The sequence below is a fragment of the Enterobacter sp. JJBC genome, from assembly GCF_036936505.1.
GTDB classification, from domain to species: domain Bacteria; phylum Pseudomonadota; class Gammaproteobacteria; order Enterobacterales; family Enterobacteriaceae; genus Enterobacter; species Enterobacter hormaechei_C.
The window spans coordinates 1,030,903-1,051,991 of record NZ_CP136935.1; the positions used below are offsets into that span (position 1 = coordinate 1,030,903).

Annotated in this window: 20 protein-coding genes and 1 tRNA gene; 18 read left to right on the top strand and 3 right to left on the bottom strand. The window is 48.2% G+C overall.

The genetic code is table 11. The features are described from left to right. The 7 genes from RY075_RS04925 (at position 1) to dinB (ending at position 5,860) form a co-directional block, all read left to right on the top strand. Positions 1 to 1,236, top strand: a complete 1,236-nt coding sequence (locus RY075_RS04925) for an NADH:ubiquinone reductase (Na(+)-transporting) subunit B (protein WP_022650427.1) — start codon at positions 1 to 3, stop codon at positions 1,234 to 1,236. Beyond that, entirely contained in the window at positions 1,229 to 2,023 is a 795-nt protein-coding gene (locus RY075_RS04930) for a Na(+)-translocating NADH-quinone reductase subunit C (RefSeq protein ID WP_003863221.1), read from the top strand. The genes RY075_RS04925 and RY075_RS04930 overlap by 8 nt, the downstream gene beginning before the upstream one ends. After that, entirely contained in the window at positions 2,016 to 2,654 is a 639-nt protein-coding gene (locus RY075_RS04935) for an NADH:ubiquinone reductase (Na(+)-transporting) subunit D (protein WP_058645998.1), read from the top strand. Before RY075_RS04930 ends, RY075_RS04935 begins: the two co-directional genes overlap by 8 nt. A 6-nt stretch (positions 2,655 to 2,660) precedes the next feature. Continuing rightward, complete coding sequence (gene nqrE / locus RY075_RS04940) at positions 2,661 to 3,257, top strand: NADH:ubiquinone reductase (Na(+)-transporting) subunit E (RefSeq protein ID WP_003863217.1); 597 nt, start codon at positions 2,661 to 2,663, stop codon at positions 3,255 to 3,257. A gap of 10 nt (positions 3,258 to 3,267) precedes the next feature. Further along, entirely contained in the window at positions 3,268 to 4,491 is a 1,224-nt protein-coding gene (gene nqrF / locus RY075_RS04945) for an NADH:ubiquinone reductase (Na(+)-transporting) subunit F (protein ID WP_023315477.1), read from the top strand. Between the two features lie 2 nt (positions 4,492 to 4,493). Continuing rightward, positions 4,494 to 4,694 carry a (Na+)-NQR maturation NqrM gene (gene nqrM, locus RY075_RS04950; RefSeq protein ID WP_003863212.1) on the top strand — a complete coding sequence of 67 codons (201 nt, stop codon included), beginning with the start codon at positions 4,494 to 4,496 and terminating at the stop codon, positions 4,692 to 4,694. A gap of 107 nt (positions 4,695 to 4,801) precedes the next feature. Further along, positions 4,802 to 5,860 carry a DNA polymerase IV gene (dinB, locus tag RY075_RS04955; protein ID WP_302378267.1) on the top strand — a complete coding sequence of 353 codons (1,059 nt, stop codon included), beginning with the start codon at positions 4,802 to 4,804 and terminating at the stop codon, positions 5,858 to 5,860. 55 nt (positions 5,861 to 5,915) lie between these two features. Here the strand turns inward: dinB and pepD are convergent, their stop codons facing one another. Beyond that, entirely contained in the window at positions 5,916 to 7,373 is a 1,458-nt protein-coding gene (gene pepD / locus RY075_RS04960; RefSeq protein ID WP_003863206.1) for a cytosol nonspecific dipeptidase, read from the bottom strand. Between the two features lie 259 nt (positions 7,374 to 7,632). On the opposite strand from pepD, the gene gpt reads away from it, so the two are divergent. From gpt to crl, 3 genes are all read left to right on the top strand, one after another. Further along, a complete protein-coding gene (gene gpt / locus RY075_RS04965) occupies positions 7,633 to 8,091 on the top strand; it encodes a xanthine phosphoribosyltransferase (RefSeq protein WP_003863205.1) in 459 nt (152 codons plus the stop codon). 104 nt (positions 8,092 to 8,195) lie between these two features. After that, positions 8,196 to 9,440 carry an esterase FrsA gene (gene frsA, locus RY075_RS04970; protein WP_023295967.1) on the top strand — a complete coding sequence of 415 codons (1,245 nt, stop codon included), beginning with the start codon at positions 8,196 to 8,198 and terminating at the stop codon, positions 9,438 to 9,440. Between the two features lie 56 nt (positions 9,441 to 9,496). Beyond that, positions 9,497 to 9,898, top strand: coding sequence for a sigma factor-binding protein Crl (gene crl, locus RY075_RS04975; protein ID WP_003863201.1), 402 nt, complete (start codon positions 9,497 to 9,499; stop codon positions 9,896 to 9,898). Positions 9,899 to 10,030: 132 nt separating this feature from the next. On the opposite strand, the gene phoE is transcribed toward crl, so the two are convergent. Further along, positions 10,031 to 11,083 (bottom strand): phosphoporin PhoE, encoded by a 1,053-nt coding sequence (gene phoE, locus RY075_RS04980; protein WP_003863199.1) that lies wholly within the window; start codon positions 11,081 to 11,083, stop codon positions 10,031 to 10,033. A gap of 305 nt (positions 11,084 to 11,388) precedes the next feature. Between phoE and proB the strand changes: the two genes are divergently transcribed. The 8 genes from proB to RY075_RS05020 all read left to right on the top strand — a co-directional run bounded on the left by proB (position 11,389) and on the right by RY075_RS05020 (position 19,939). Then, a complete protein-coding gene (proB, locus tag RY075_RS04985; protein ID WP_045347084.1) occupies positions 11,389 to 12,492 on the top strand; it encodes a glutamate 5-kinase in 1,104 nt (367 codons plus the stop codon). Positions 12,493 to 12,503: 11 nt separating this feature from the next. Beyond that, positions 12,504 to 13,757, top strand: coding sequence for a glutamate-5-semialdehyde dehydrogenase (proA, locus tag RY075_RS04990; protein WP_045347085.1), 1,254 nt, complete (start codon positions 12,504 to 12,506; stop codon positions 13,755 to 13,757). Positions 13,758 to 13,868: 111 nt separating this feature from the next. Continuing rightward, a tRNA-Thr gene (locus RY075_RS04995) sits at positions 13,869 to 13,944 on the top strand. A gap of 699 nt (positions 13,945 to 14,643) precedes the next feature. Next, entirely contained in the window at positions 14,644 to 15,645 is a 1,002-nt protein-coding gene (locus tag RY075_RS05000; protein WP_001393694.1) for a hypothetical protein, read from the top strand. After that, positions 15,645 to 16,724 carry a hypothetical protein gene (locus RY075_RS05005; RefSeq protein WP_021570024.1) on the top strand — a complete coding sequence of 360 codons (1,080 nt, stop codon included), beginning with the start codon at positions 15,645 to 15,647 and terminating at the stop codon, positions 16,722 to 16,724. Before RY075_RS05000 ends, RY075_RS05005 begins: the two co-directional genes overlap by 1 nt. Then, a complete protein-coding gene (locus RY075_RS05010) occupies positions 16,711 to 17,388 on the top strand; it encodes a hypothetical protein (protein WP_001395317.1) in 678 nt (225 codons plus the stop codon). The genes RY075_RS05005 and RY075_RS05010 overlap by 14 nt, the downstream gene beginning before the upstream one ends. A 514-nt stretch (positions 17,389 to 17,902) precedes the next feature. Beyond that, positions 17,903 to 18,430: an MltR family transcriptional regulator gene (locus RY075_RS05015; RefSeq protein WP_021570025.1), complete on the top strand. Its 528-nt coding sequence runs from the start codon at positions 17,903 to 17,905 to the stop codon at positions 18,428 to 18,430. 246 nt (positions 18,431 to 18,676) lie between these two features. Continuing rightward, positions 18,677 to 19,939: a hypothetical protein gene (locus RY075_RS05020; protein WP_052741624.1), complete on the top strand. Its 1,263-nt coding sequence runs from the start codon at positions 18,677 to 18,679 to the stop codon at positions 19,937 to 19,939. 619 nt (positions 19,940 to 20,558) lie between these two features. Here the strand turns inward: RY075_RS05020 and RY075_RS05025 are convergent. Then, positions 20,559 to 20,852 (bottom strand): HigA family addiction module antitoxin, encoded by a 294-nt coding sequence (locus RY075_RS05025; protein ID WP_046654671.1) that lies wholly within the window; start codon positions 20,850 to 20,852, stop codon positions 20,559 to 20,561. Positions 20,853 to 21,089: the final 237 nt, after the last annotated feature.

A 21,089-nucleotide genomic window follows, 5' to 3' on the forward strand; every position in this document is an offset into this window, starting at 1 on the left:
ATGGGCTTAAAACACCTCTTTGAAAAAATTGAGCCGCACTTTACCGAAGGTAAGCTCAAAAAGTACTACCCGCTGTATGAAGCGACAACGACCATTTTCTACACGCCGGGTCTGGTAACGAAAGGCGCGGCGCACGTTCGCGACGCCATCGACCTCAAGCGAATGATGATTCTGGTTTGGTTTGCGGTCTTCCCGGCCATGTTCTGGGGGATGTATAACGTTGGGTTGCAGTCTATTCCGGCGCTGCACCATATGTATGATGCAGAGCAGCTGGCGCAGGTGATTCAGTCTGACTGGCACTATCGTCTGGCACAGTCGCTGGGGGTGAGCTTTGCGGCAGATGCCGGCTGGATCAGCATGATGACGCTGGGCGCTGTCTTCTTCCTCCCCATCTATATGACTGTCTTTATCGTGGGCGGTTTCTGGGAGGTGCTGTTCGCCATTATTCGCAAACATGAGATCAACGAGGGCTTCTTTGTTACCTCTATTCTGTTTGCGCTGATTGTTCCGCCAACGCTGCCGCTCTGGCAGGCGGCGATGGGGATCAGCTTTGGCGTGGTGATTGCCAAGGAGATCTTCGGCGGGACCGGACGCAACTTCCTCAACCCGGCGCTGGCAGGACGCGCGTTCCTGTTCTTTGCTTATCCGGCGCAAATCTCGGGCGACCTGGTGTGGACGGCAGCAGACGGATTCTCCGGCGCGACGCCACTTTCACAGTGGGCGGCAGGCGGCGGCGAAACGCTGGTCAATAATGCAACCGGACAGCCTGTCACCTGGTTTGATGCGTTTATCGGCAATATCCCAGGCTCCATCGGTGAAGTGTCTACCCTGATGATTTTGATCGGCGGAGCCATCATCCTCTTTGGCCGCGTGGCGTCCTGGCGCATTGTCGCTGGCGTCATGCTCGGGATGGTACTCACCGCCACGCTTTTCAACTTCATTGGTTCAGACACAAACCCGATGTTCTCCATGCCGTGGTACTGGCACCTCGTGCTGGGAGGCTTTGCGTTTGGCATGATGTTCATGGCCACCGATCCCGTCTCGGCTTCGTTTACCGACAGAGGTAAATGGTGTTACGGCGCGCTCATTGGGGTGATGTGTGTACTGATTCGCGTGGTCAACCCGGCTTATCCGGAAGGGATGATGTTGGCCATTCTGTTTGCCAATCTGTTTGCGCCGCTGTTCGACTACCTGGTCGTGCGCGCCAACATTAAACGGAGGAAGGCGCGTGGCTGAGATCAAAAATAACGACAGCATCAGCAAAACGCTGCTGGTGGTGCTGGTACTGTGTCTGGTTTGTTCCATTGTCGTGGCCGGTTCTGCCGTAGGGTTGAAACCGCTACAGCAGGAGCAACGTGCGCTGGATAAACAGCGTAACATCCTGGCCGTTGCCGGGCTGATGCAGGAAGGCATGACGAAGGATGACGTCGCAGCGGTGTTTGCCGAACGTATTACCGCACGGCTGGTGGATTTAAAAACCGGGGAGTTAATGGATAAAGACCCGGCGAAATACAACCAGGCGCTGGCGCTAAAAGATCCGCAAATGAGCACCACGCTTGACGCCTCGCAGGATCCGGCAGGCATTAAGCGCCGCAGCAATGTCGCGGAGATTTACCTCGTCCGTGACGAGCAAAAACGCATTCAGAAAATCGTGTTGCCCATCTATGGCAACGGTTTATGGTCAATGATGTACGCCTTTGTGGCGCTGGATACCGACGGCCGTACGGTTAAAGGCATTACTTATTACGATCAGGGCGAAACGCCGGGGCTGGGGGGCGAAGTTGAGAACCCTAACTGGCGGGCACAGTTTGTTGGTAAAAAAGTGCTCGACGACAACGGCCAGCCTGCGCTGAAGGTGGTAAAAGGGGGCGCGCGTCCCGGCGATGAATTTGCCGTTGATGGCCTTTCCGGCGCCACGCTCACCTCAAACGGTGTGCAGCACAGCTTTGATTTCTGGATGGGTGAACTGGGCTTTGGTCCCTTCCTGAAGAATGTACGTGAAGGAGCGCTGAATAATGGCTGATACGGGTGAACTGAAAGAAGTTAAAAAGGTGCTGATTGGCCCGCTGTTAGCCAATAACCCGATAACGCTTCAGGTGCTGGGGGTGTGCTCGGCGCTGGCGGTCACCACCAAGCTGGAAACGGCGGTGGTCATGACGCTGGCGGTAACGCTGGTGACAGCTTTTTCCAGCATGTTTATCTCAATGATCCGCCACCACATACCCAACAGCGTAAGGATCATCGTGCAGATGGCGATCATCGCCTCGCTGGTGATCGTGGTCGATCAGCTCCTGCGCGCCTTCGCCTATGAAACCTCGAAGCAGCTTTCGGTGTTTGTCGGCCTGATTATCACCAACTGTATCGTGATGGGGCGTGCTGAAGCCTATGCGATGAAAATGCCGCCGCTGGCGAGCTTTATGGACGGTATCGGCAACGGCCTGGGTTACGGCGTAATCCTGTTGACGGTTGGTTTCCTGCGCGAACTTATTGGCAGCGGCAAGCTGTTTGGCATTTCGGTGCTGGATACGGTACAGAACGGCGGCTGGTATCTGCCGAACGGCCTGTTCCTGCTGGCCCCAAGCGCATTTTTCATTATCGGTTTGCTGATCTGGCTGATTCGTACGTTGAAGCCTGAACAGCAGGAAAAGGAGTAACCGACAATGGCTCATTACCTGAGTTTATTTGTGCGCGCGGTGTTTGTTGAAAACATGGCGCTCGCTTTCTTCCTGGGCATGTGTACGTTCCTTGCCGTTTCTAAAAAGGTATCGACGGCATTTGGTCTGGGCGTGGCAGTTACCGTTGTGCTGGGGCTTTCCGTTCCGATTAACAACCTGGTATTCAACTTCGTGCTGCGCGATGGCGCGCTGGTGGAGGGGGTTGATCTTAGCTTCCTGAACTTCATCACCTTTATCGGAGTGATTGCGGCGCTTGTTCAGATCCTGGAGATGATCCTCGATAAATACTTCCCGTCGCTGTACAACGCGCTGGGGATCTTCCTGCCGCTGATCGCCGTGAACTGCGCCATTTTTGGCGGTGTTTCCTTTATGGTTCAGCGTGATTACAACTTCAGTGAATCGGTTGTGTATGGCTTCGGTTCCGGTATCGGCTGGATGCTGGCGATTGTTACCATGGCGGGGATCCGTGAAAAAATGAAATATGCCAACGTACCTGCGGGGCTTCGTGGCTTAGGGATCACCTTTATCACCACCGGCCTGATGGCGTTGGGCTTTATGTCCTTCTCCGGTGTGCAGCTATAAGGGCTAACAAATGGAAATTATTCTTGGCGTGGTGATGTTCACGCTGATAGTACTGGTGCTGTCAGGGCTGATCCTGGCGGCGCGTGCGAAGCTGGTCAATTCCGGGGATGTGATCATTGATATCAATGACGATCCGCAGAATCAGATCCGTACCCCGGCAGGGGATAAGCTGCTTAACACGCTCTCCGGCAACGGGATTTTTGTCTCGTCTGCCTGTGGCGGCGGTGGCTCCTGTGGCCAGTGCCGTGTGACGGTGAAAGAGGGCGGCGGTGATATTCTGCCAACGGAACTGTCGCATATTACGAAGCGTGAAGCGAAAGAGGGATGCCGTCTGGCGTGTCAGGTCGCTGTGCGCCAGAACATGAAGATTGAGCTGCCGGAGGAGATCTTCGGCGTGAAAAAATGGGAGTGCGAAGTTATCTCTAACGATAACAAAGCCACGTTCATTAAAGAGCTCAAGCTGCGTGTCCCTGAAGGGGAGAGCGTCCCGTTCCGTGCGGGTGGGTATATCCAGATTGAATGTCCGGCACACACCGTCGCGTATGCTGACTTCGACGTGCCCGAAGAGTACCGGGCCGACTGGGATAAATTTAACCTCTTCCGCTTTGTTTCCGAGGTAAAAGAGCCCGCGCTCCGCGCCTATTCCATGGCTAACTATCCGGAAGAGAAGGGCATTATTATGCTCAACGTGCGTATCGCCACGCCGCCACCGAATGTGCCTGATGCCCCCCCTGGCGTCATGTCATCCTATATCTGGTCCCTCAAGCCTGGCGACAAAGTGACGATTTCCGGCCCGTTCGGCGAATTCTTTGCCAAAGATACTGACGCGGAGATGGTCTTTATCGGCGGCGGAGCGGGTATGGCGCCGATGCGTTCGCATATCTTTGACCAGCTCAAACGACTTGGCAGCAAGCGCAAGATCAGCTTCTGGTACGGAGCGCGTTCACTGCGCGAAATGTTCTATGACGATGAGTTTGAACAACTGGCACGTGATAACCCTAACTTTACCTTCCATGTGGCGTTATCCGATCCGCAGCCGGAAGATAACTGGACAGGCTATACGGGCTTCATCCACAACGTGCTGTATGAAAATTACCTCAAACAGCACCCGGCACCGGAAGACTGCGAGTTCTATATGTGTGGTCCACCAATGATGAACGCGGCCGTGATTAAGATGCTAAAAGATCTTGGCGTGGAAGATGAGAACATCATGCTCGATGATTTCGGAGGCTGATTATGCTGACCTTTCTGGCGACCTTTGCGGTGTTTGTGCTGGTGATCTTCGGCATGTCCTTAGGCTGGATCATCAAGCGTAAAAGCATTCAGGGCAGTTGCGGAGGCATCTCTTCCATCGGAATGGAAAAAGTGTGCGATTGTCCGGAACCGTGCGATGCGCGGAAAAAGCGGATGGCTCGCGAGCAGCAACGCATTATTTAGTCTTCCTGGTCGGGTAAGGCAACGCCGCCACCCGACAATTTCCATGCACACTTCTCAACCCTCATTTGTTTACTGTATACTTATCCAGTAACGAGTGAGGGCTTACTATGCGCAAAATAATCCACGTCGATATGGACTGCTTTTTTGCCGCAGTGGAGATGCGTGACAACCCGGCGCTGCGGGATATTCCCATTGCCATTGGCGGCAGCCGGGTACAGCGCGGTGTCATCAGCACCGCCAACTATCCTGCTCGCAAATACGGCGTGCGCAGCGCCATGCCGACAGCGATGGCGCTGAAACTGTGCCCGCATCTCACTCTTTTGCCCGGACGTTTTGATGCCTATAAAGAAGCATCGAGCCACATTCGGGAGATCTTTTCCCGCTACACCTCACTGATTGAACCGTTATCGCTGGATGAAGCCTATCTGGATGTCACCCACAGCGTGCACTGCCACGGCTCCGCCACCCTGATGGCGCAGGAGATCCGCCAGACTATTTTCAACGAGCTGAACCTGACGGCATCGGCGGGTGTCGCGCCGGTCAAATTTCTCGCCAAAATCGCCTCCGATTTAAATAAGCCCAACGGCCAGTACGTTATCACTCCGGAAGAGGTTTCTGCGTTTTTAAAGACGCTGCCGCTCCGCAAAATCCCCGGAGTGGGCAAAGTCTCCGCCGCGAAGCTGGAAAGTATGGGGCTACGCACCTGCGAAGACGTTCAGCGCAGCGATCTGGCGCTGCTGCTTAAGCGTTTTGGCAAGTTTGGCCGCGTACTGTGGGAACGCAGTCAGGGCATTGATGACCGGGATGTGAACAACGAACGGCTGCGTAAATCGGTCGGCGTTGAACGCACGCTGAGTGAAGATATCCATGACTGGACCGAATGTGAAACCATTATTACGGAACAACTCTATCCTGAACTTGAACGACGCTTACTGAAGGTCAAACCGGATCTGCTTATTGCCCGGCAGGGCATCAAACTGAAATTTAACGATTTTCAGCAAACGACGCAGGAACACGTCTGGCCACGCCTCAACAAAGAGGATCTTATCGCGACGGCAAAAAAGGCATGGGAAGAACGGCGGGGCGGGCGAGGGGTGAGGCTGGTGGGGCTGCACGTCACCTTGCTGGATCCGCAGCTGGAGCGTCAGCTGGTGTTGGGGCTGTAGATTACGCTAATTATAGGCCCGGTAAGCGTAGCGCCACCGGGCAACAGACGACGAATTACTTCGCAGGGATTGCTTTCAGCAGCTCAGTCAGCAGCGTCCAGTAGTGACCGACGCTTTCAATATGAACCTGTTCATCCGGGGAGTGTGGACCCGTGATGGTCGGCCCAATGGAGACCATGTCCATATCCGGATACGGTTTCTTGAACAGACCACACTCCAGACCCGCGTGAATAACCTGAATGTTCGGGGTGCTGTTGAACAGTCGCTGATAAGTTTCACGCACCAGTGCCATGACCGGAGAACTTGCATCCGGCTGCCAGCCCGGGTAGCTGCCTTTTGCCGACGTTTTCGCGCCCGCCAGGGTACCCAGAGATTCCAGCATGCTCACAACGTACTCTTTACCGCTGTCGATCAGGGAACGGATCAGGCAGATGATCTCTGCGCTGTCGTCACCCATGGTCACCACGCCCACGTTCAGGGAGGTTTCCACCACGCCTTTCGCCACGTCAGAGTTGCGAATAACGCCGTTTGGCGTTGCGTTCAGCAGCTGGACGAACGTGTCACGAGACTGTGCGGTCAGCGCGGCTTTATCCGTCGTAACGGACTCCAGCACCACCGTCAGGTTTTTCTCTTTTGCAGACAGTTCGTTTTTCAGGATCTCCAGATACACGCTGGAGAGTTTTTTCAGCTCGTCCGCTTTCGACGCAGGCACTGCCAAGGTAGCGAAGGCTTCGCGAGGGATCGCGTTACGCAGAGTACCGCCGTTGAAGTCCACCAGACGCAGATCCAGTTCAGCGGCATGGCCCGCCAGGAAACGCGCCAGCAGTTTGTTGGCGTTGCCCAGGCCCAGGTGAATATCACCGCCGGAGTGACCGCCTTTCAGCCCTTTCAGCGTCAGCTTAAAGGTCTCGAATCCAGCAGGGATTGCTTCGCGGGACAGCGGCAGGGTAGAGATAAAATCGATCCCGCCCGCGCAGCCCATGTAGATCTCACCTTCTTCTTCGGAGTCGGTGTTGATCAGAATGTCCGCTTGCAGCCAGTTTGCCTGGAGACCGAACGCGCCATCCATGCCCGCTTCTTCAGTCATGGTCAGCAGCACTTCCAGCGGACCGTGTTCAACGCTGTCGTCAGCCAGCACGGCCAGCGCGGAAGCCATACCAATGCCGTTATCTGCGCCCAGGGTCGTGCCCCGCGCCTTCACCCACTCGCCGTCGATGTACGGCTGAATCGGGTCTTTCGTGAAGTCGTGAACGGTGTCGTTGTTTTTCTGCGGAACCATGTCCAGGTGCGCCTGCAATACCACTGGCTTACGGTTTTCCATACCTGCGGTGGCAGGTTTGCGGATAAGAATATTGCCAACCTGGTCGCGTTCAGCGTGCAGACCTTTTTCCTTTGCCCAGCCCATAATATGTTCGGCAAGCTGTTCTTCGTGATAGGAAGGGTGCGGAATGGAGCAGATTTTGGCAAAAATATCCCACAGCGGCTGTGGAGATAATTGAGACAGTTCAGACACGATAGGTCTCCTTGTCGTTGCGCTGCAAAACAATGTTGCAGGTCACAGGGTTAGCAGGTTAATCGTTACCACAAGTCAGGCTTGCGAGATGCAACTGAGAATACCACTTTCTCCCGTGGCTGGTAGCATTAAGCATGTAAAAACTCAGGCTCATGGCGCGTAACACTGGTTTTTAGTGCGTCAGATCTCTATAATCTCGCGCAACCTGGTTCACCCTCATTTTTTTTAAGCCGTATATAAACAGGCTGGGACACTTCACATGAGCGAAAAATACGTCGTCACCTGGGACATGTTGCAGATTCACGCACGCAAACTGGCTGCGCGTCTGATGCCTTCCGAACAGTGGAAAGGCATTATTGCCGTCAGCCGTGGCGGTCTGGTACCGGGGGCGCTGCTGGCACGTGAGCTGGGTATTCGTCATGTCGATACCGTATGTATCTCCAGCTACGATCACGACAACCAGCGCGAACTGAAAGTGCTAAAACGCGCGGAAGGCGACGGTGAAGGCTTTATCGTTATCGACGATCTGGTGGATACCGGCGGTACTGCGGTGGCTATCCGCGAAATGTATCCAAAAGCGCACTTCGTCACTATCTTCGCGAAACCAGCGGGTCGCCCACTGGTTGATGATTACGTCATTGATATCCCGCAGGATACCTGGATTGAACAGCCATGGGATATGGGCGTGGTCTTCGTACCGCCTATCTCTGGCCGTTAATTTCAGTACGTAACTTTACACGCCCGGTTATGCCGGGCGTTGTTCTTTTTACCCTGCCACGCGTTACAATGGTCTTCATATGACGTATCCATGGAGGCAACGCAATGACGCAGGCGAATCTCACCGAAACTCTCTTCAAACCCCGTTTCAAGCACCCTGAAACGTCGACGCTGGTGCGTCGGTTTAATCCGGGGACAATGCCTGCCGTTCAGTCAGCGTTAGACGGTAAAAACGTGCCCCACTGGTATCGAATGATTAACCGCCTGATGTGGATCTGGCGCGGCATCGATCCGCGTGAAATCCTCGACGTGCAGGCGCGTATCGTGATGAGCGAGTCCGAGCGTACCGACAGCGATCTCTACGATACGGTGGTGGGCTACCGTGGTGGAAACTGGATCTACGAATGGTCAAAGCAGGCCATGCTCTGGCAGCAAAAAGCGAGCCAGGAAGAAGATGCCACTCTCAGCGGCAAGCACTGGCTGCATGCGGCAAACCTTTACAGCATCGCTGCATATCCGCATCTTAAAGGCGACGAACTGGCAGAGCAGGCGCAGGCGCTGGCAAACCGGGCTTATGAAGAGGCTGCGCAGCGGTTGCCTGGCCGGATGCGTGAAATTGAGTTCGCCATTCCCGGCGGCAGCCCGGTGACCGGATTCCTGCATATGCCGGAGGGGGAAGGGCCGTTCCCGACGGTTCTGATGTGCGGTGGACTGGACTCGTTACAAATTGACTATTACAGCCTGTATGAGCGCTACTTTGCCCCAAACGGAATCGCCATGCTCACGCTTGATATGCCTTCCATTGGTTTTTCATCCAAATGGAAACTTACGCAAGACTCCAGCCTGCTGCATCAGCATGCTTTAAAAGCGCTGGAGAATATCCCCTGGGTTGATCACACCCGGGTTGGCGCGTTTGGCTTCCGCTTTGGCGCTAACGTCGCGGTACGGCTTGCCTACCTTGAATCTTCACGCCTGAAGGCCGTCGCCTGTCTTGGTCCGGTGGTGCATGCTCTGTTAAGCGATCCTGCGCGTCAGGGTAGCGTTCCTGAGATGTATCTGGACGTACTGGCGAGCCGACTTGGCATGCATGATGCTTCAGACGAAGCGTTGCGCATTGAACTTAATCGTTATTCATTAAAAACGCAGGGCTTACTCGGCCGCCGCTGCCCAACCCCGATGATGTCCGGTTTCTGGAAGAACGATCCGTTTAGCCCGGAAGAGGAGTCACGCTTAATCACGTCGTCATCTTCTGATGGTAAATTGCTGGAGGTGCCCTTCAGCCCGGTGTACCAGAATTTTGACAAAGCGCTGAAAGAGATCACACGCTGGATCACGCAGAGATTGTGTTAATAGTTTGCTAAATTTCGTTGGTTTGGTAAAACAGTGCTTCACAAAAGGAGATCGCAATGACGTTACCGAGTGGACACCCGAAAAGTAGACTGATTAAGAAGTTCATGGCTCTTGGCCCGTATATTCGAGAAGAGCAGTGTGAAGAGAATCGCTTTTTTTTCGACTGCCTGGCTGTTTGCGTCAACGTGAAGCCTGCACCCGAAAAACGTGAGTTCTGGGGCTGGTGGATGGAAATGGAAGCACAGGAAAACCGTTTTACCTATACCTATCAGTTTGGCCTGTTTAATAAAGACGGGCACTGGCAGGCGACGAGCATCAAAGATCAGGAAGTGATCGATCGCCTGGAGCATACGCTAAAAGAATTTCACGGCAGAGCTCGCGACCTGCTGGCAACATTGGATCTGAAGCTGGAGCCTGCGGACGATTTTTCCAGCGAAGCGGTGAAACTGAGAGCCTGATGATGTCCCAGCCCCGGGTGGCGGCTACGCCTTACCCGGTCTGAAAAATGTACTATCCCGTACGCCCGGTAAGCACAGCGTCACCGGGCACAAAAAAACCGGCTCAGCGCCGGTTTTTTTATTACCACAACATCAGAACTGGTAGGTCATGCCCAGCGCAACGATATCATCGCTGCTTACGCCCAGTTTATTATCGTCATCAATCTGGTTGATCTTATAATCAACAAACGCAGACATATTTTTGTTGAAATAATATGTCGCACCTACGTCGATGTATTTCACGATATCTTCATCGCCGATACCTTCGATATCTTTGCCTTTAGACTGCACGTAACCCAGAGATGGACGCAGACCAAAATCAAACTGATATTGCGCGACCACTTCGAAGTTTTGCGCTTTATTTGCAAAACCACCGGAAATAGGGGCCATATTGCGGGTTTCGGAATAGATAGTGGCCAGATAAATATCATTGGCATCATATTTCAAACCGGTTGCCCAGCCTTCTGCTTTTTTACCTTCGCCGCGTGCCTGAAGGTTTTGCTCGTTGGTGCGGTCGGAGCTGGCATACGCACCAATCACAGAAAAATCGCTGCCGCCGAAGTCATAGCTCAGGGAGGTACCGAAGCCGTCACCGTTTTGCTTCTTCACGTCGCGGTTTTCATTTTTGCCCTGGTATTGCAGGGTCATATTCAGGCCGTCAACCAGGCCAAAGAAATCGGTATTACGGTATGTGGCCAGACCGGAGGCGCGTTTCGTCATGAAGTTATCGGTCTGTGCCAGGCCGTCACCGCCGAACTCCGGGAACATATCGGTGTATGCGGCGACGTCATACAGCGCGCCCAGGTTACGGCCATAATCCAGTGAGCCGAAGTCTTTCAGTTTCAGCCCGGCAAATGCCAGACGTGTTTTTTGAGAAGAGTCGCTTTCAGCTTTGTTACCCGCGAACTCAGCTTCCCAACGTCCGTAGCCCGTCAGCTGATCGTTAATCTGCGTTTCACCCTTAAAGCCGAAACGAACATAAGTCTGGTCACCATCCTTAGCGTCATCATCACTGATGTAGTGCATTGCTTTTACTTTGCCGTACACGTCCAGTTTATTCCCGTTTTTATTATAAACTTCTGCTGCCTGAACAGATGCGGAAGCAACTACGCCCATTACCACTAATGCCAGAGTGCTCTTTTTCATTTTCAATCCTGATTTTATAAAAACGCGCTAATATTCGCTGAGTAATAAGATTCGGCTTATTACCCCGTGAAAAACAGGAAGGGTTTTATCGTTCGTGGGTGAAAGTTTTATGACAAAGTAAGAATATGTCTAAAAAAGTATGTTTTAATTTTTCGGTAATAAAATTGTCAAAATCTGCCGCTACGCTTCCTGATCCCGCGCAACAAAGTGACGGGTCATGCGCTAAGGCAGTTGGCAACGGGGCTGACACCTGTTAAAACGTCTGACTGACATCATTTTCCCTTATTGTTGAACGGCAGAGAATCATGAGTGACAGCCAGACGCTGGTGGTAAAACTCGGTACCAGTGTGTTAACAGGCGGATCGCGCCGCCTGAATCGTGCCCATATCGTTGAGCTTGTACGTCAGTGCGCTCAGTTGCATGCCGCAGGGCATCGTATTGTAATTGTGACATCCGGGGCGATTGCCGCCGGGCGTGAACACCTGGGCTACCCCGAACTCCCCGCGACGATCGCTTCCAAACAGCTGCTGGCCGCCGTGGGACAAAGCCGACTCATACAGCTCTGGGAACAACTGTTCTCCATCTACGGCATTCACGTCGGGCAGATGCTGCTGACGCGTGCGGATATGGAAGACAGAGAACGTTTCCTGAATGCCCGCGATACGCTGCGCGCGCTGCTGGATAACCATATCGTTCCGGTCATTAACGAAAACGACGCTGTTGCCACCGCTGAAATCAAAGTGGGCGACAACGATAACCTCTCTGCGCTGGCGGCGATCCTGGCAGGGGCCGATAAGCTGCTGCTTCTGACCGATCAGCAGGGGCTGTTTACCGCTGATCCGCGCTCTAATCCACAGGCTGAACTGATCAAAGACGTTCACGGCATTGACGATGCGCTGCGCGCCATCGCGGGTGACAGCGTTTCTGGTCTGGGAACAGGCGGCATGGGCACCAAGCTACAGGCCGCGGACGTGGCGTGCCGGGCCGGTATCGACACCATCATCGCCGCAGGCAGCCGTCCGGGCGTAATCGGTGATGTGATGGAAGGCATCTCTGTGGGCACTCGCTTCCACGCCCAGGCGTCCCCGCTGGAAAACCGAAAACGCTGGATCTTTGGTGCGCCCCCGGCTGGCGAATTGATCGTGGATGAAGGCGCGACCGCCGCTATTCTGGAAAGAGGAAGCTCGTTACTTCCAAAAGGAATTAAAAGCGTGACAGGCAACTTCTCGCGTGGTGAAGTGATCCGAATCCGTAACCTTGAAGGTCGCGACATCGCTCATGGCGTAAGCCGTTATAACAGCGACGCGCTGCGTCGGATTGCTGGCCACCATTCCCAGCAGATCGACGCTATCCTGGGCTATGAATATGGCCCGGTTGCCGTGCATCGCGACGACATGATTATTCGTTAAGGAGCAAGAACATGCTGGAACAAATGGGCGCAGCCGCGAAAGCCGCCTCGTATAAACTGGCGCTCCTTTCCAGCCGCGAGAAAAACCGCGTGCTGGAAAAAATCGCTGATTATCTGGAATCTCAGTCGCAGGAAATTTTGCTCGCCAACGAGCAGGATCTGCTGGAAGCGCGTCGCAACGGCTTGAGCGAAGCGATGCTCGACCGTCTGGCGCTGACCCCGGCGCGTTTGAAAGGTATTGCCGACGACGTCCGTCAGGTGTGCAACCTCGCCGACCCGGTAGGGCAGGTGATTGACGGTGGGGTGCTCGACAGCGGGTTACGCCTTGAACGTCGTCGCGTGCCGCTTGGCGTCATTGGGGTGATTTACGAAGCGCGTCCAAACGTGACGGTGGATGTCGCCTCCCTGTGCCTGAAGACCGGTAACGCCGCGATCCTGCGTGGCGGGAAAGAGACCTGGCGCACCAACGCCGCGACGGTAAACGTCATCCAGCAGGCGCTGGAGGAGTGTGGTTTACCGGCGGGTGCCGTGCAGGCGATTGAAAGCCCCGACCGTGCTCTGGTTAACGATATGCTGCGCATGGACAAATACATCGACATGCTCATCCCACGCGGCGGTGCGGGCCTGCACAAGCTGTGCCGCGAGCAATCTACCATTCCGGTGATCACCGGTGGTATTGGCGTATGCCATATCGTGGTGGATGACACCGCGGAGGTAGAACCTGCGCTGAAGATTATCGTCAACGCTAAAACACAGCGTCCAAGCACCTGTAATACGGTGGAAACGCTGCTGGTGCATCAGGGCATCGCCAGTACCTTCCTGCCAGCGCTGAGCAAGCAGATGGCGGAAAGTGGCGTCACGCTGCATGCGGACGAGAAGTCTCTCGCCCTGCTGAAAGACGGTCCGGCGAAGGTCGTTCCGGTTAACGCGGAGCAGTACGACGATGAGTATTTGTCGCTGGATCTGAACGTGAAGGTAGTTGCGGATCTCGATGACGCTATTGCGCACATTCGTGAACACGGAACCCAGCATTCTGACGCGATCCTGACGCGCACCCTGCGCAATGCCGATCGGTTTGTGAATGAAGTGGATTCGTCTGCAGTTTACGTCAATGCCTCGACGCGCTTTACCGATGGCGGCCAGTTTGGTCTGGGCGCGGAGGTGGCGGTGAGCACACAGAAGCTGCACGCCCGCGGTCCGATGGGGCTGGAAGCGCTGACCACCTACAAGTGGATCGGCTTTGGTGATGATACCATTCGTGCGTAAATAATCGCGGGTGATGCAAAAATAGCCGTTTGATTCAAAAGGGCATTGACGCATCACCCGGTTAGATCTACTCTTTTGCCCCGTGGTTACGCTCGTAACCGGCCTTTCAGGGCCGATATAGCTCAGTTGGTAGAGCAGCGCATTCGTAATGCGAAGGTCGTAGGTTCGACTCCTATTATCGGCACCATCTTTTCTAATAAAATCATCTGGTTACCGTTGCATTGTTTTGCTTTTTTTAACACGAATGTGCATTTTTGCGCGTTGTGCGTGTGGCAAAATTGTGGCAGGTACAGTGAGATTGTGTGTGGCGCAATGCAAGGGTATGCTAATAGCATGTGTTACCTTGTAGCCCCGCCTGTCTTGTCTTTTGGGCAGTATTGCTACTTTGATGGCTTCTGGTTACAGATATTTTCAGTTCAGTTCACTGATTGCACGGATGGGTCGAAAGGATGTTACTACAAAAACATACATTCAAACACGTTTAGTAGACCATTTGGGTATTTGCATTCACTTGACTACCCACTTACATTTTACTTGTGTCATCTCTGACAAAATAATGCATCCAATATCCTGCTAAATTGACAGGCGTCTTTGAGCGAGAAGCGGAAGTTCACTAAATCCTGAATCATCAGGAATGGGCGCAGGCCCATAGATCTCTATGCTCGCTTCCAAGGTAGCGTAACCACTCTCTAAAAGAGAATGGCGCGGATTTCAGGGTTACTTACAACACCATGCCCTGCGTTCGTTTTAATACAACTTTAATCACAATAACCTACATGCAAATTCATTCACACTAGACATACTTACAAAATATGATGTAATTCATATTGTTGAATGATTTTTGATTCAGAGTTTTACCTACACACACTAAACAGGAATGTTGAAAATGGGCGGAGAGACCTCTTCAATACAGCATGTTGCAAATAAGATAACCCAAGATATTTTTAAAATTTTCAAATGGCAACGAGCTACTAGTCAAGATATGAACTGGGATTGCGACCTAGAGGCTCATGACAAAAAAACACATCCTAGCGATGTGGTGTTTTACTATACCGATCCTTATGAAGAAGAGATTGTGTACTTGAACACAGACCTCAAAAGCTATGCTCAAAGTAGTATCGGCAAAGGGATGGTAGAAGGTGCACTTTCTTCTTTAGCTCTCGCTACAGAATGCGCCAACATTAGCCAACAGTGGTGTAAACGATATGTGCGGGATGAGTCATTAGGTTACAAAGTTCGAGGTTTATTATTTCTCTATAATCATGACAACCTTTATGACAAGGATTTTTACTCATCCGTGATGAAGAAAGTCGATCCTGAAATAATAAAATGCCCCCCAAACATAAAATTACACCTTTTAGATCCATTCAAAATATCCGATATGATAAATATAGCATCAGATATTAAAATGCTTATTGGTACCGGGGCTTTACCTCAACCAGATTTGTACTATTTCTATTACCCAGACTTAGCACTAACTAGGATAAAACATCCTATCAACAATAAGACTGCAGCTACTGTTGAGGTCTTAACATCACCATTCATAATAATAAAGCATGAAGAATTCGATTGGATGGGTGAAAAAGAAGATAGTGGTTACGTAATTTATTATAATCAACCAGGGAATAGTGAAGATGAGTTCATCTATTTCCTTGACATGCTTTCTAATTATCAAATACTGACTGATGCAAAAAGAATAAAAATTAGACATTGTCATATAAATCCGCATGAAGACTCCATTCATCACTTTGAAAGAGCAAAGCAAAAATATAGTGCCCATTGGCTATCAGGCGAAAGTGAACGTTTGTTTTCAAAAGTTGCATTCGAAAAAACAGCTGCAATGGTAATTCAATATAGTCTTGAAGCTATAGGCATGGAGCAACGTTAATGAATAACATGAATATTTATTTCGCAACTGACAAAAATATATATGATGCACTTCATCATAAACGAATTACCATCGCAAGATTACGCGAGATATTATTACGGAAAGGTATTATTGTTGCTCAAGACTTAACAAAGGAGGAATTAATTGAAGAGGTTTGCAAACTACCTCAGGGATATAGTGATCTAGATTCTATTAAGGAACTTGTACAAACTTATGATAAAAGAGAGAGTATAACTAGCGTCAAGCTTCAAGCATCATCCTCTCAGACGGAATTAAAAACAGCAGCAGAGTTAGTTAAAAGAAAATTAGCCACTGGCTCTGGTGAAACAGTAAAAATCACTGCGAAAAAAGATGGGTCTTTAGCAATCGAGGTAAACTACCAAGAAGTAGACTTGTCCAGAACAGCATTGCGTCAGATAGACAACCGAAACATCAAGATTGATCTTACTGTAAATAACGATAATGTTGATATTCGTATGCCTCAGAACCAAAAGGCTAAAGATGTAATAACACTATTACAAAAAGAGTTGTCAAAGATTAAATCCGTTGATGTTGAAAAGTTTGAAATTTCTTTAGAAGCGATTCCCACACCAGCGCTAAGAAGTCAGTTTTTTCAAGAGGTTATGGGCGGCTTGAGTGGATATGAAATTGACGACGTTACTAATGTAGAGCTTAACCGTTCAACAAGCAAAGGTGATGACGAGGAAGAAGAAGAAATCGAGACAGGATTCGTAAAAAAAGCGGTTCTAAAAGGTGATTCTGTTAATAGTTCTGCTATTTTCACCCAACTACACAACAAAGGATACTATATTGGAAGAATTGCTTGGTCTGCTAAACCTAAAAACGGAATAGGAGACAGAATTTTGGTTGAAGCTTTCTTTAAGGATTCAGAAAATTGCTCTGATTTTTCCTATCAAATTAAAGGAATCAATAACCAAAAAGGTAGTGGATACAATGTTACTATTCGTGCAGCAAATGAAGTTGAAAAGAAGAAAATCAGCCTACTAATTGAACAGTCAGCAGCAGACGCCTATAATATCGTGACGGGTAAAAAGGTGGAAGAGCATGAAAAAATTTAAATGGATTAAACTCAACAATCGTTTCACTACTAGTGAAACAGTTGAAAAACTCATGCGTGATCCTTTTACTGAAGAGAAAGGGAAAGGGTTTATATTTGATAAATCACGAACATCTCATTTTCACGCTCGCTTCATCGAAAAGATAATTAGCGAAGATAGAATAAGTAATCTATACGGCAACAGTACCGCTGTTGAACGCATTGAATATAGAGTAACATCTTTCAGTTTTGACGAACAATACACCCCAGTTTTACTTATTGATAATCCACCGAGAACACTTAAACCATTTGCTCAGGCACTGGTAAAAAACCTTGGTCTTGGTACCAGCTTAGAAGAGATTGAGATTGACCCGTTCATATGGTTCAGTTCTTTAAACACAGAGTTGACACTTAATATAGTGCAACTAGATGTATCTCAAATTCAAGTTGCTGAATTTGCTCTTGCCAAGATGCAAATTAATAGTACCAGCGATCTTAAAAAATATTTCAAAGATGAGCTTATTCACAAAAAAATGAGACTTGATCGATTGACATGTACTATTCATGACCAAGAATTTAGCGGTAAATTAAAACTCTTCCGAAATGGTATGGCTCAAATCGAAGCACGAGCGGAAAAAGAGTTAACCAAAAGACTATTTGACAGTTTAATGAATATCTACATGTAAAATAAGAGGCTGCCTAAAGGCGGCCTTGCTTTAATAAAATAGCCCCCTTTTCAATATAAATCACTAATTTTCTATGACTTGTGTTACATCACTCTGAATTCATGTTCAATGTATCCTTCTCAGTGCCTAAACCTAGCACCTCTGCGGGTATCACAGACGGTATTTACACCATAACCATGATGCCCAAGTATCTCTTCAATACTAGCCATCAAATTTAGAGCGCATCTGGCACTCCAACGGAGCGGACTTGCTATCGAGCTGAAGGTCCGCTGTGAGCGACAAGCTGAGCTAAACCAATAATAGGAACACAGTAATACGATCCAATTTATTGATATTAAAGTAATTGTTTAAAATGTGTCATTGTAGATCCCCCTAAATAACGTCACAATAATTTTTTCTGTTTTTGTTCATAGTTTGACCCAGACCTAACACAATTTCATAATCTAATGGTTAAGATTGATGTGCGACCGAAGCGTCCTCATGTTGAATTTTTGAGAAAGGAGTTCCAGAGTCTGTGAGTGATAAAACCCAAATTGAACTCGGTCAATTTTTGTCCGAACTAAATAAAGAATCAGATCGTGGCTCTGTTCTAATAGCAGCATCCATTTTCGATGAGTGGTTATCCGAGATCATCCAGGCTCACCTGTTAAATGACAAAGTAGCTAAAGGTCTACTGAATGGTGCAACAGCGCCTTTATCATCTTTTGCTGCTAGAACAGGCTTAGCATATGCGTTAGGACTGATAATGGAACACGAATACAAAGAACTAAACACACTGCGTAGCATTAGAAATGCTTTTGGGCATAGTTGGAATGGTGTTAGCTTCGCAACACCCAAAATACAAAATCAACTGGAGCAGCTACCTTGGCTTGGACCCAAAGATGTTCCTAATACTCCCAAAACAAAATTCATGTTCTTTGTTTCAATACTGCTTGCCGATTTGATGCACCGTAAACAACTAGTGGAAAGAGATAAGGTGACCTCTAAAGTATGGGGTCACACTGCGCGCGGTAATTTGGTCGGAAAGACTACAAATTGTTAATCCAGTAAATTTATGGGTAACTGAAGACATTTATTGAAAGCATGGTATGAAGCTCATAGTTTTTTACTCACATAGGAGTCTCGAATTCTCGTTGATATTGAATAAATTGGTATCTTTGGACTACCTTTTTAAAAAAAAGAACTTATGATTGTTTAAAGTGCAGTTAGGTAAAGTAGTAAAGTGGCTTTGGTTTGTAGATAAAAGACTAATACTTAACTTATAATTTATAGGATTAATAAAATATTTATGAATTTTTTACAGCAATTTAAATGCCTTGTATGTGACACGGTCATTGATACAAGAATAGGTATGTCTAATCGAGACATACAACCGTTCCAATTTGCATGTCCAAATTGTGAGAATAATATATCGTTTACTCTTGGGGAGGGAGAGCCTGTATTTAACGGTGCGGAAACTGTAGAAAGCAATGACTTTGGCACAACAAATCCATTCATCGATTTGCATTTAGATTTTCCCGTAGGCTTTGGAAAATACGAAATAGGAAAAACAGCATTCTTAAAAATAACAAGTGCAATAGGTCATGAAAAATACTTAATGCTGAACGCACATCTAAATGGAATGAATTATATTTATAAACATCGCGATAAGCTCCAGCGACTCATTACTCAATACAAACAAGGAAATTACAATACTTTCAGTAACCTAATGAAAGAATTACCTACTCTGAAAAAACCTCGTTCGCTAAAAATACAAGATATCCTTTCCGCACTTTATACAGCAACCTCTGCAATGTCATTTCCCTTTACAATACATGCACATAATGCTGAAATTAGTGAAAAAATGCCACAATTTCTTCATTATATTCAGAAAAACCATCCAAAACAGCTAAATAAATTTTTAGATGATATTATTGGAAGTGGGTTTCTGAAAAGTTTGCATTTCGATTGTTTAAGCCTATATCCCAAAATGCTTGACTTTGAACTCCCTTCACGCCCAGCGCTTTACTATGATTATGATAAAAACGTAGATTTATCAATGATTCCTGCTCGAGTTTCAACTGCCGAATTTGATGACTGTAACAATTTTTACAAAGACTTATCTGAAGTATTCTCTCGGCAATTAATAATTGTGGCCGGATTGAATAACTTATTAAAACGCGGAGATCATAATATTTTTGACGATTCAGTAAGACTAAATAAAAAAGGCGATTTAATTAAAGGTTTTTCTAGTCTCAACGAATATGCAAACGTTGATTTAGGCACGAAAATAAGCGGATTGGATGATAGCTTTTATATAGTTGATCTCAATGCTTTAGACAACAAGCTGCGAAATGGCATTGCACATTATAAATATGAATATAAAGAGTCAATTCAGATGATAACCTACTATTTCGCTAAGGAAGGAATGGAACGCACTAAATACAACGAACTTAGTTTCATGTCTTTTATGAGGAAGCTATTACTATTATTTCGCGAGGTGCACAGCATTAATCACATTATCAAAACCTTATATTTTTACTGTATTTTTATCGCTAAAAAGAAAATTTGAAAATTCAATCCCCCTTTTCCGTGAGAGAACGGGGGATCTCTTGATTAAGAGTACTGATTTTCATAGTACGTTTCCTTTACTTCTGATTAAAGCAACTAAGGTTACACTCAAGAATCTCCGATGCACTGGTAGGGGCTACAACTATTGACAAGTCACTCCATCACCAACTAGCTGACTTACACCGAGTTGATTGGTGCATAATGATGTCAGCTTTATCCGCTTCAGCACATAGCAGTTATTCAGGTTTATGACCTATAGCCTAATACTTCCGAATTCGAGTAGCCGGATTTTATTGGCGATGGTAGAGTAACCCGCAAATGGGCGGTCAGGTCAAATGCAACTACGCATCCATTAGTATTTTCGGATAATTAGATGTAAGATCTTAACGTCTAATGTAGGATGTTCTATTCAAGCCAGAGTGCCAAAATAAAAAGGCCCGATCTTACCAGTCGGGCTTCTTTATGTCGGCTTTCAGTGTCGCCTGTACCACTGCTAAAATGATTTGTCCGGTCAGGCCTGTGTCCCATCATCCAGGATTCGATTTTTTAACCCTCAGTCCTCCTAGTGTTATCTTGTTTTGATAAGTCACTAGTAATACATGAATATTTTTAAAAGCAAATTATGTATTACGATTAAGTAATCTAATTGAATACCCTTTCTTTTGTTTATTAAACCATGTCTTATATAGCTCTTGCAGTTTCATCCAAAAAGATGCATCTGTGTTGAAAATTATCGAGAGTTGAGTAGCTTCTTCAAGAGTTATATCTCGCTCGTTTTTAATTATTTCCCAAATTTTTTCATATGTTGTATCCATCAGTTCAGCAAGTCTTGCGGGAGGCATATCCAACGGTTTCAAGAATTCTTCGTATAAAATCTCTCCGACAGTTGAAGGTGCAGCATTTATCGTCCTCATATCTCCCCCTTTTTTCAAACGTCATAGAATTCCTTGTGGTACTTTGTTTAGCTAAACAAATCAGAGAGTAAGATTTGTTGAAGTATTGTTCTTACTAAAATTCGATATATCCGTTGTCAGAAATGAAACATTTACCAACAGTGTTTGCTATAAAGGTTAGCTAACCAAATTTCTAAATCATGTACAACCCCTTGCTATTTACATTTTGTTTCATTTTATTTGTAGCTATTTAGTTTA

Coding starts and splice junctions, on each gene's coding strand:
- RY075_RS05020 (WP_052741624.1), top strand. CDS start 18,677: ATGAATTTTTTACAGCAATTTAAATGCCTTGTATGTGACACGGTCATT.
- RY075_RS04935 (WP_058645998.1), top strand. CDS start 2,016: ATGGCTGATACGGGTGAACTGAAAGAAGTTAAAAAGGTGCTGATTGGC.
- dinB (WP_302378267.1), top strand. CDS start 4,802: ATGCGCAAAATAATCCACGTCGATATGGACTGCTTTTTTGCCGCAGTG.
- nqrM (WP_003863212.1), top strand. CDS start 4,494: ATGCTGACCTTTCTGGCGACCTTTGCGGTGTTTGTGCTGGTGATCTTC.
- nqrE (WP_003863217.1), top strand. CDS start 2,661: ATGGCTCATTACCTGAGTTTATTTGTGCGCGCGGTGTTTGTTGAAAAC.
- RY075_RS05010 (WP_001395317.1), top strand. CDS start 16,711: ATGAAAAAATTTAAATGGATTAAACTCAACAATCGTTTCACTACTAGT.
- crl (WP_003863201.1), top strand. CDS start 9,497: ATGACGTTACCGAGTGGACACCCGAAAAGTAGACTGATTAAGAAGTTC.
- nqrF (WP_023315477.1), top strand. CDS start 3,268: ATGGAAATTATTCTTGGCGTGGTGATGTTCACGCTGATAGTACTGGTG.
- RY075_RS05005 (WP_021570024.1), top strand. CDS start 15,645: ATGAATAACATGAATATTTATTTCGCAACTGACAAAAATATATATGAT.
- RY075_RS04925 (WP_022650427.1), top strand. CDS start 1: ATGGGCTTAAAACACCTCTTTGAAAAAATTGAGCCGCACTTTACCGAA.
- frsA (WP_023295967.1), top strand. CDS start 8,196: ATGACGCAGGCGAATCTCACCGAAACTCTCTTCAAACCCCGTTTCAAG.
- proA (WP_045347085.1), top strand. CDS start 12,504: ATGCTGGAACAAATGGGCGCAGCCGCGAAAGCCGCCTCGTATAAACTG.
- gpt (WP_003863205.1), top strand. CDS start 7,633: ATGAGCGAAAAATACGTCGTCACCTGGGACATGTTGCAGATTCACGCA.
- RY075_RS05025 (WP_046654671.1), bottom strand. CDS start 20,852: ATGAGGACGATAAATGCTGCACCTTCAACTGTCGGAGAGATTTTATAC.
- phoE (WP_003863199.1), bottom strand. CDS start 11,083: ATGAAAAAGAGCACTCTGGCATTAGTGGTAATGGGCGTAGTTGCTTCC.
- RY075_RS05000 (WP_001393694.1), top strand. CDS start 14,644: ATGGGCGGAGAGACCTCTTCAATACAGCATGTTGCAAATAAGATAACC.
- proB (WP_045347084.1), top strand. CDS start 11,389: ATGAGTGACAGCCAGACGCTGGTGGTAAAACTCGGTACCAGTGTGTTA.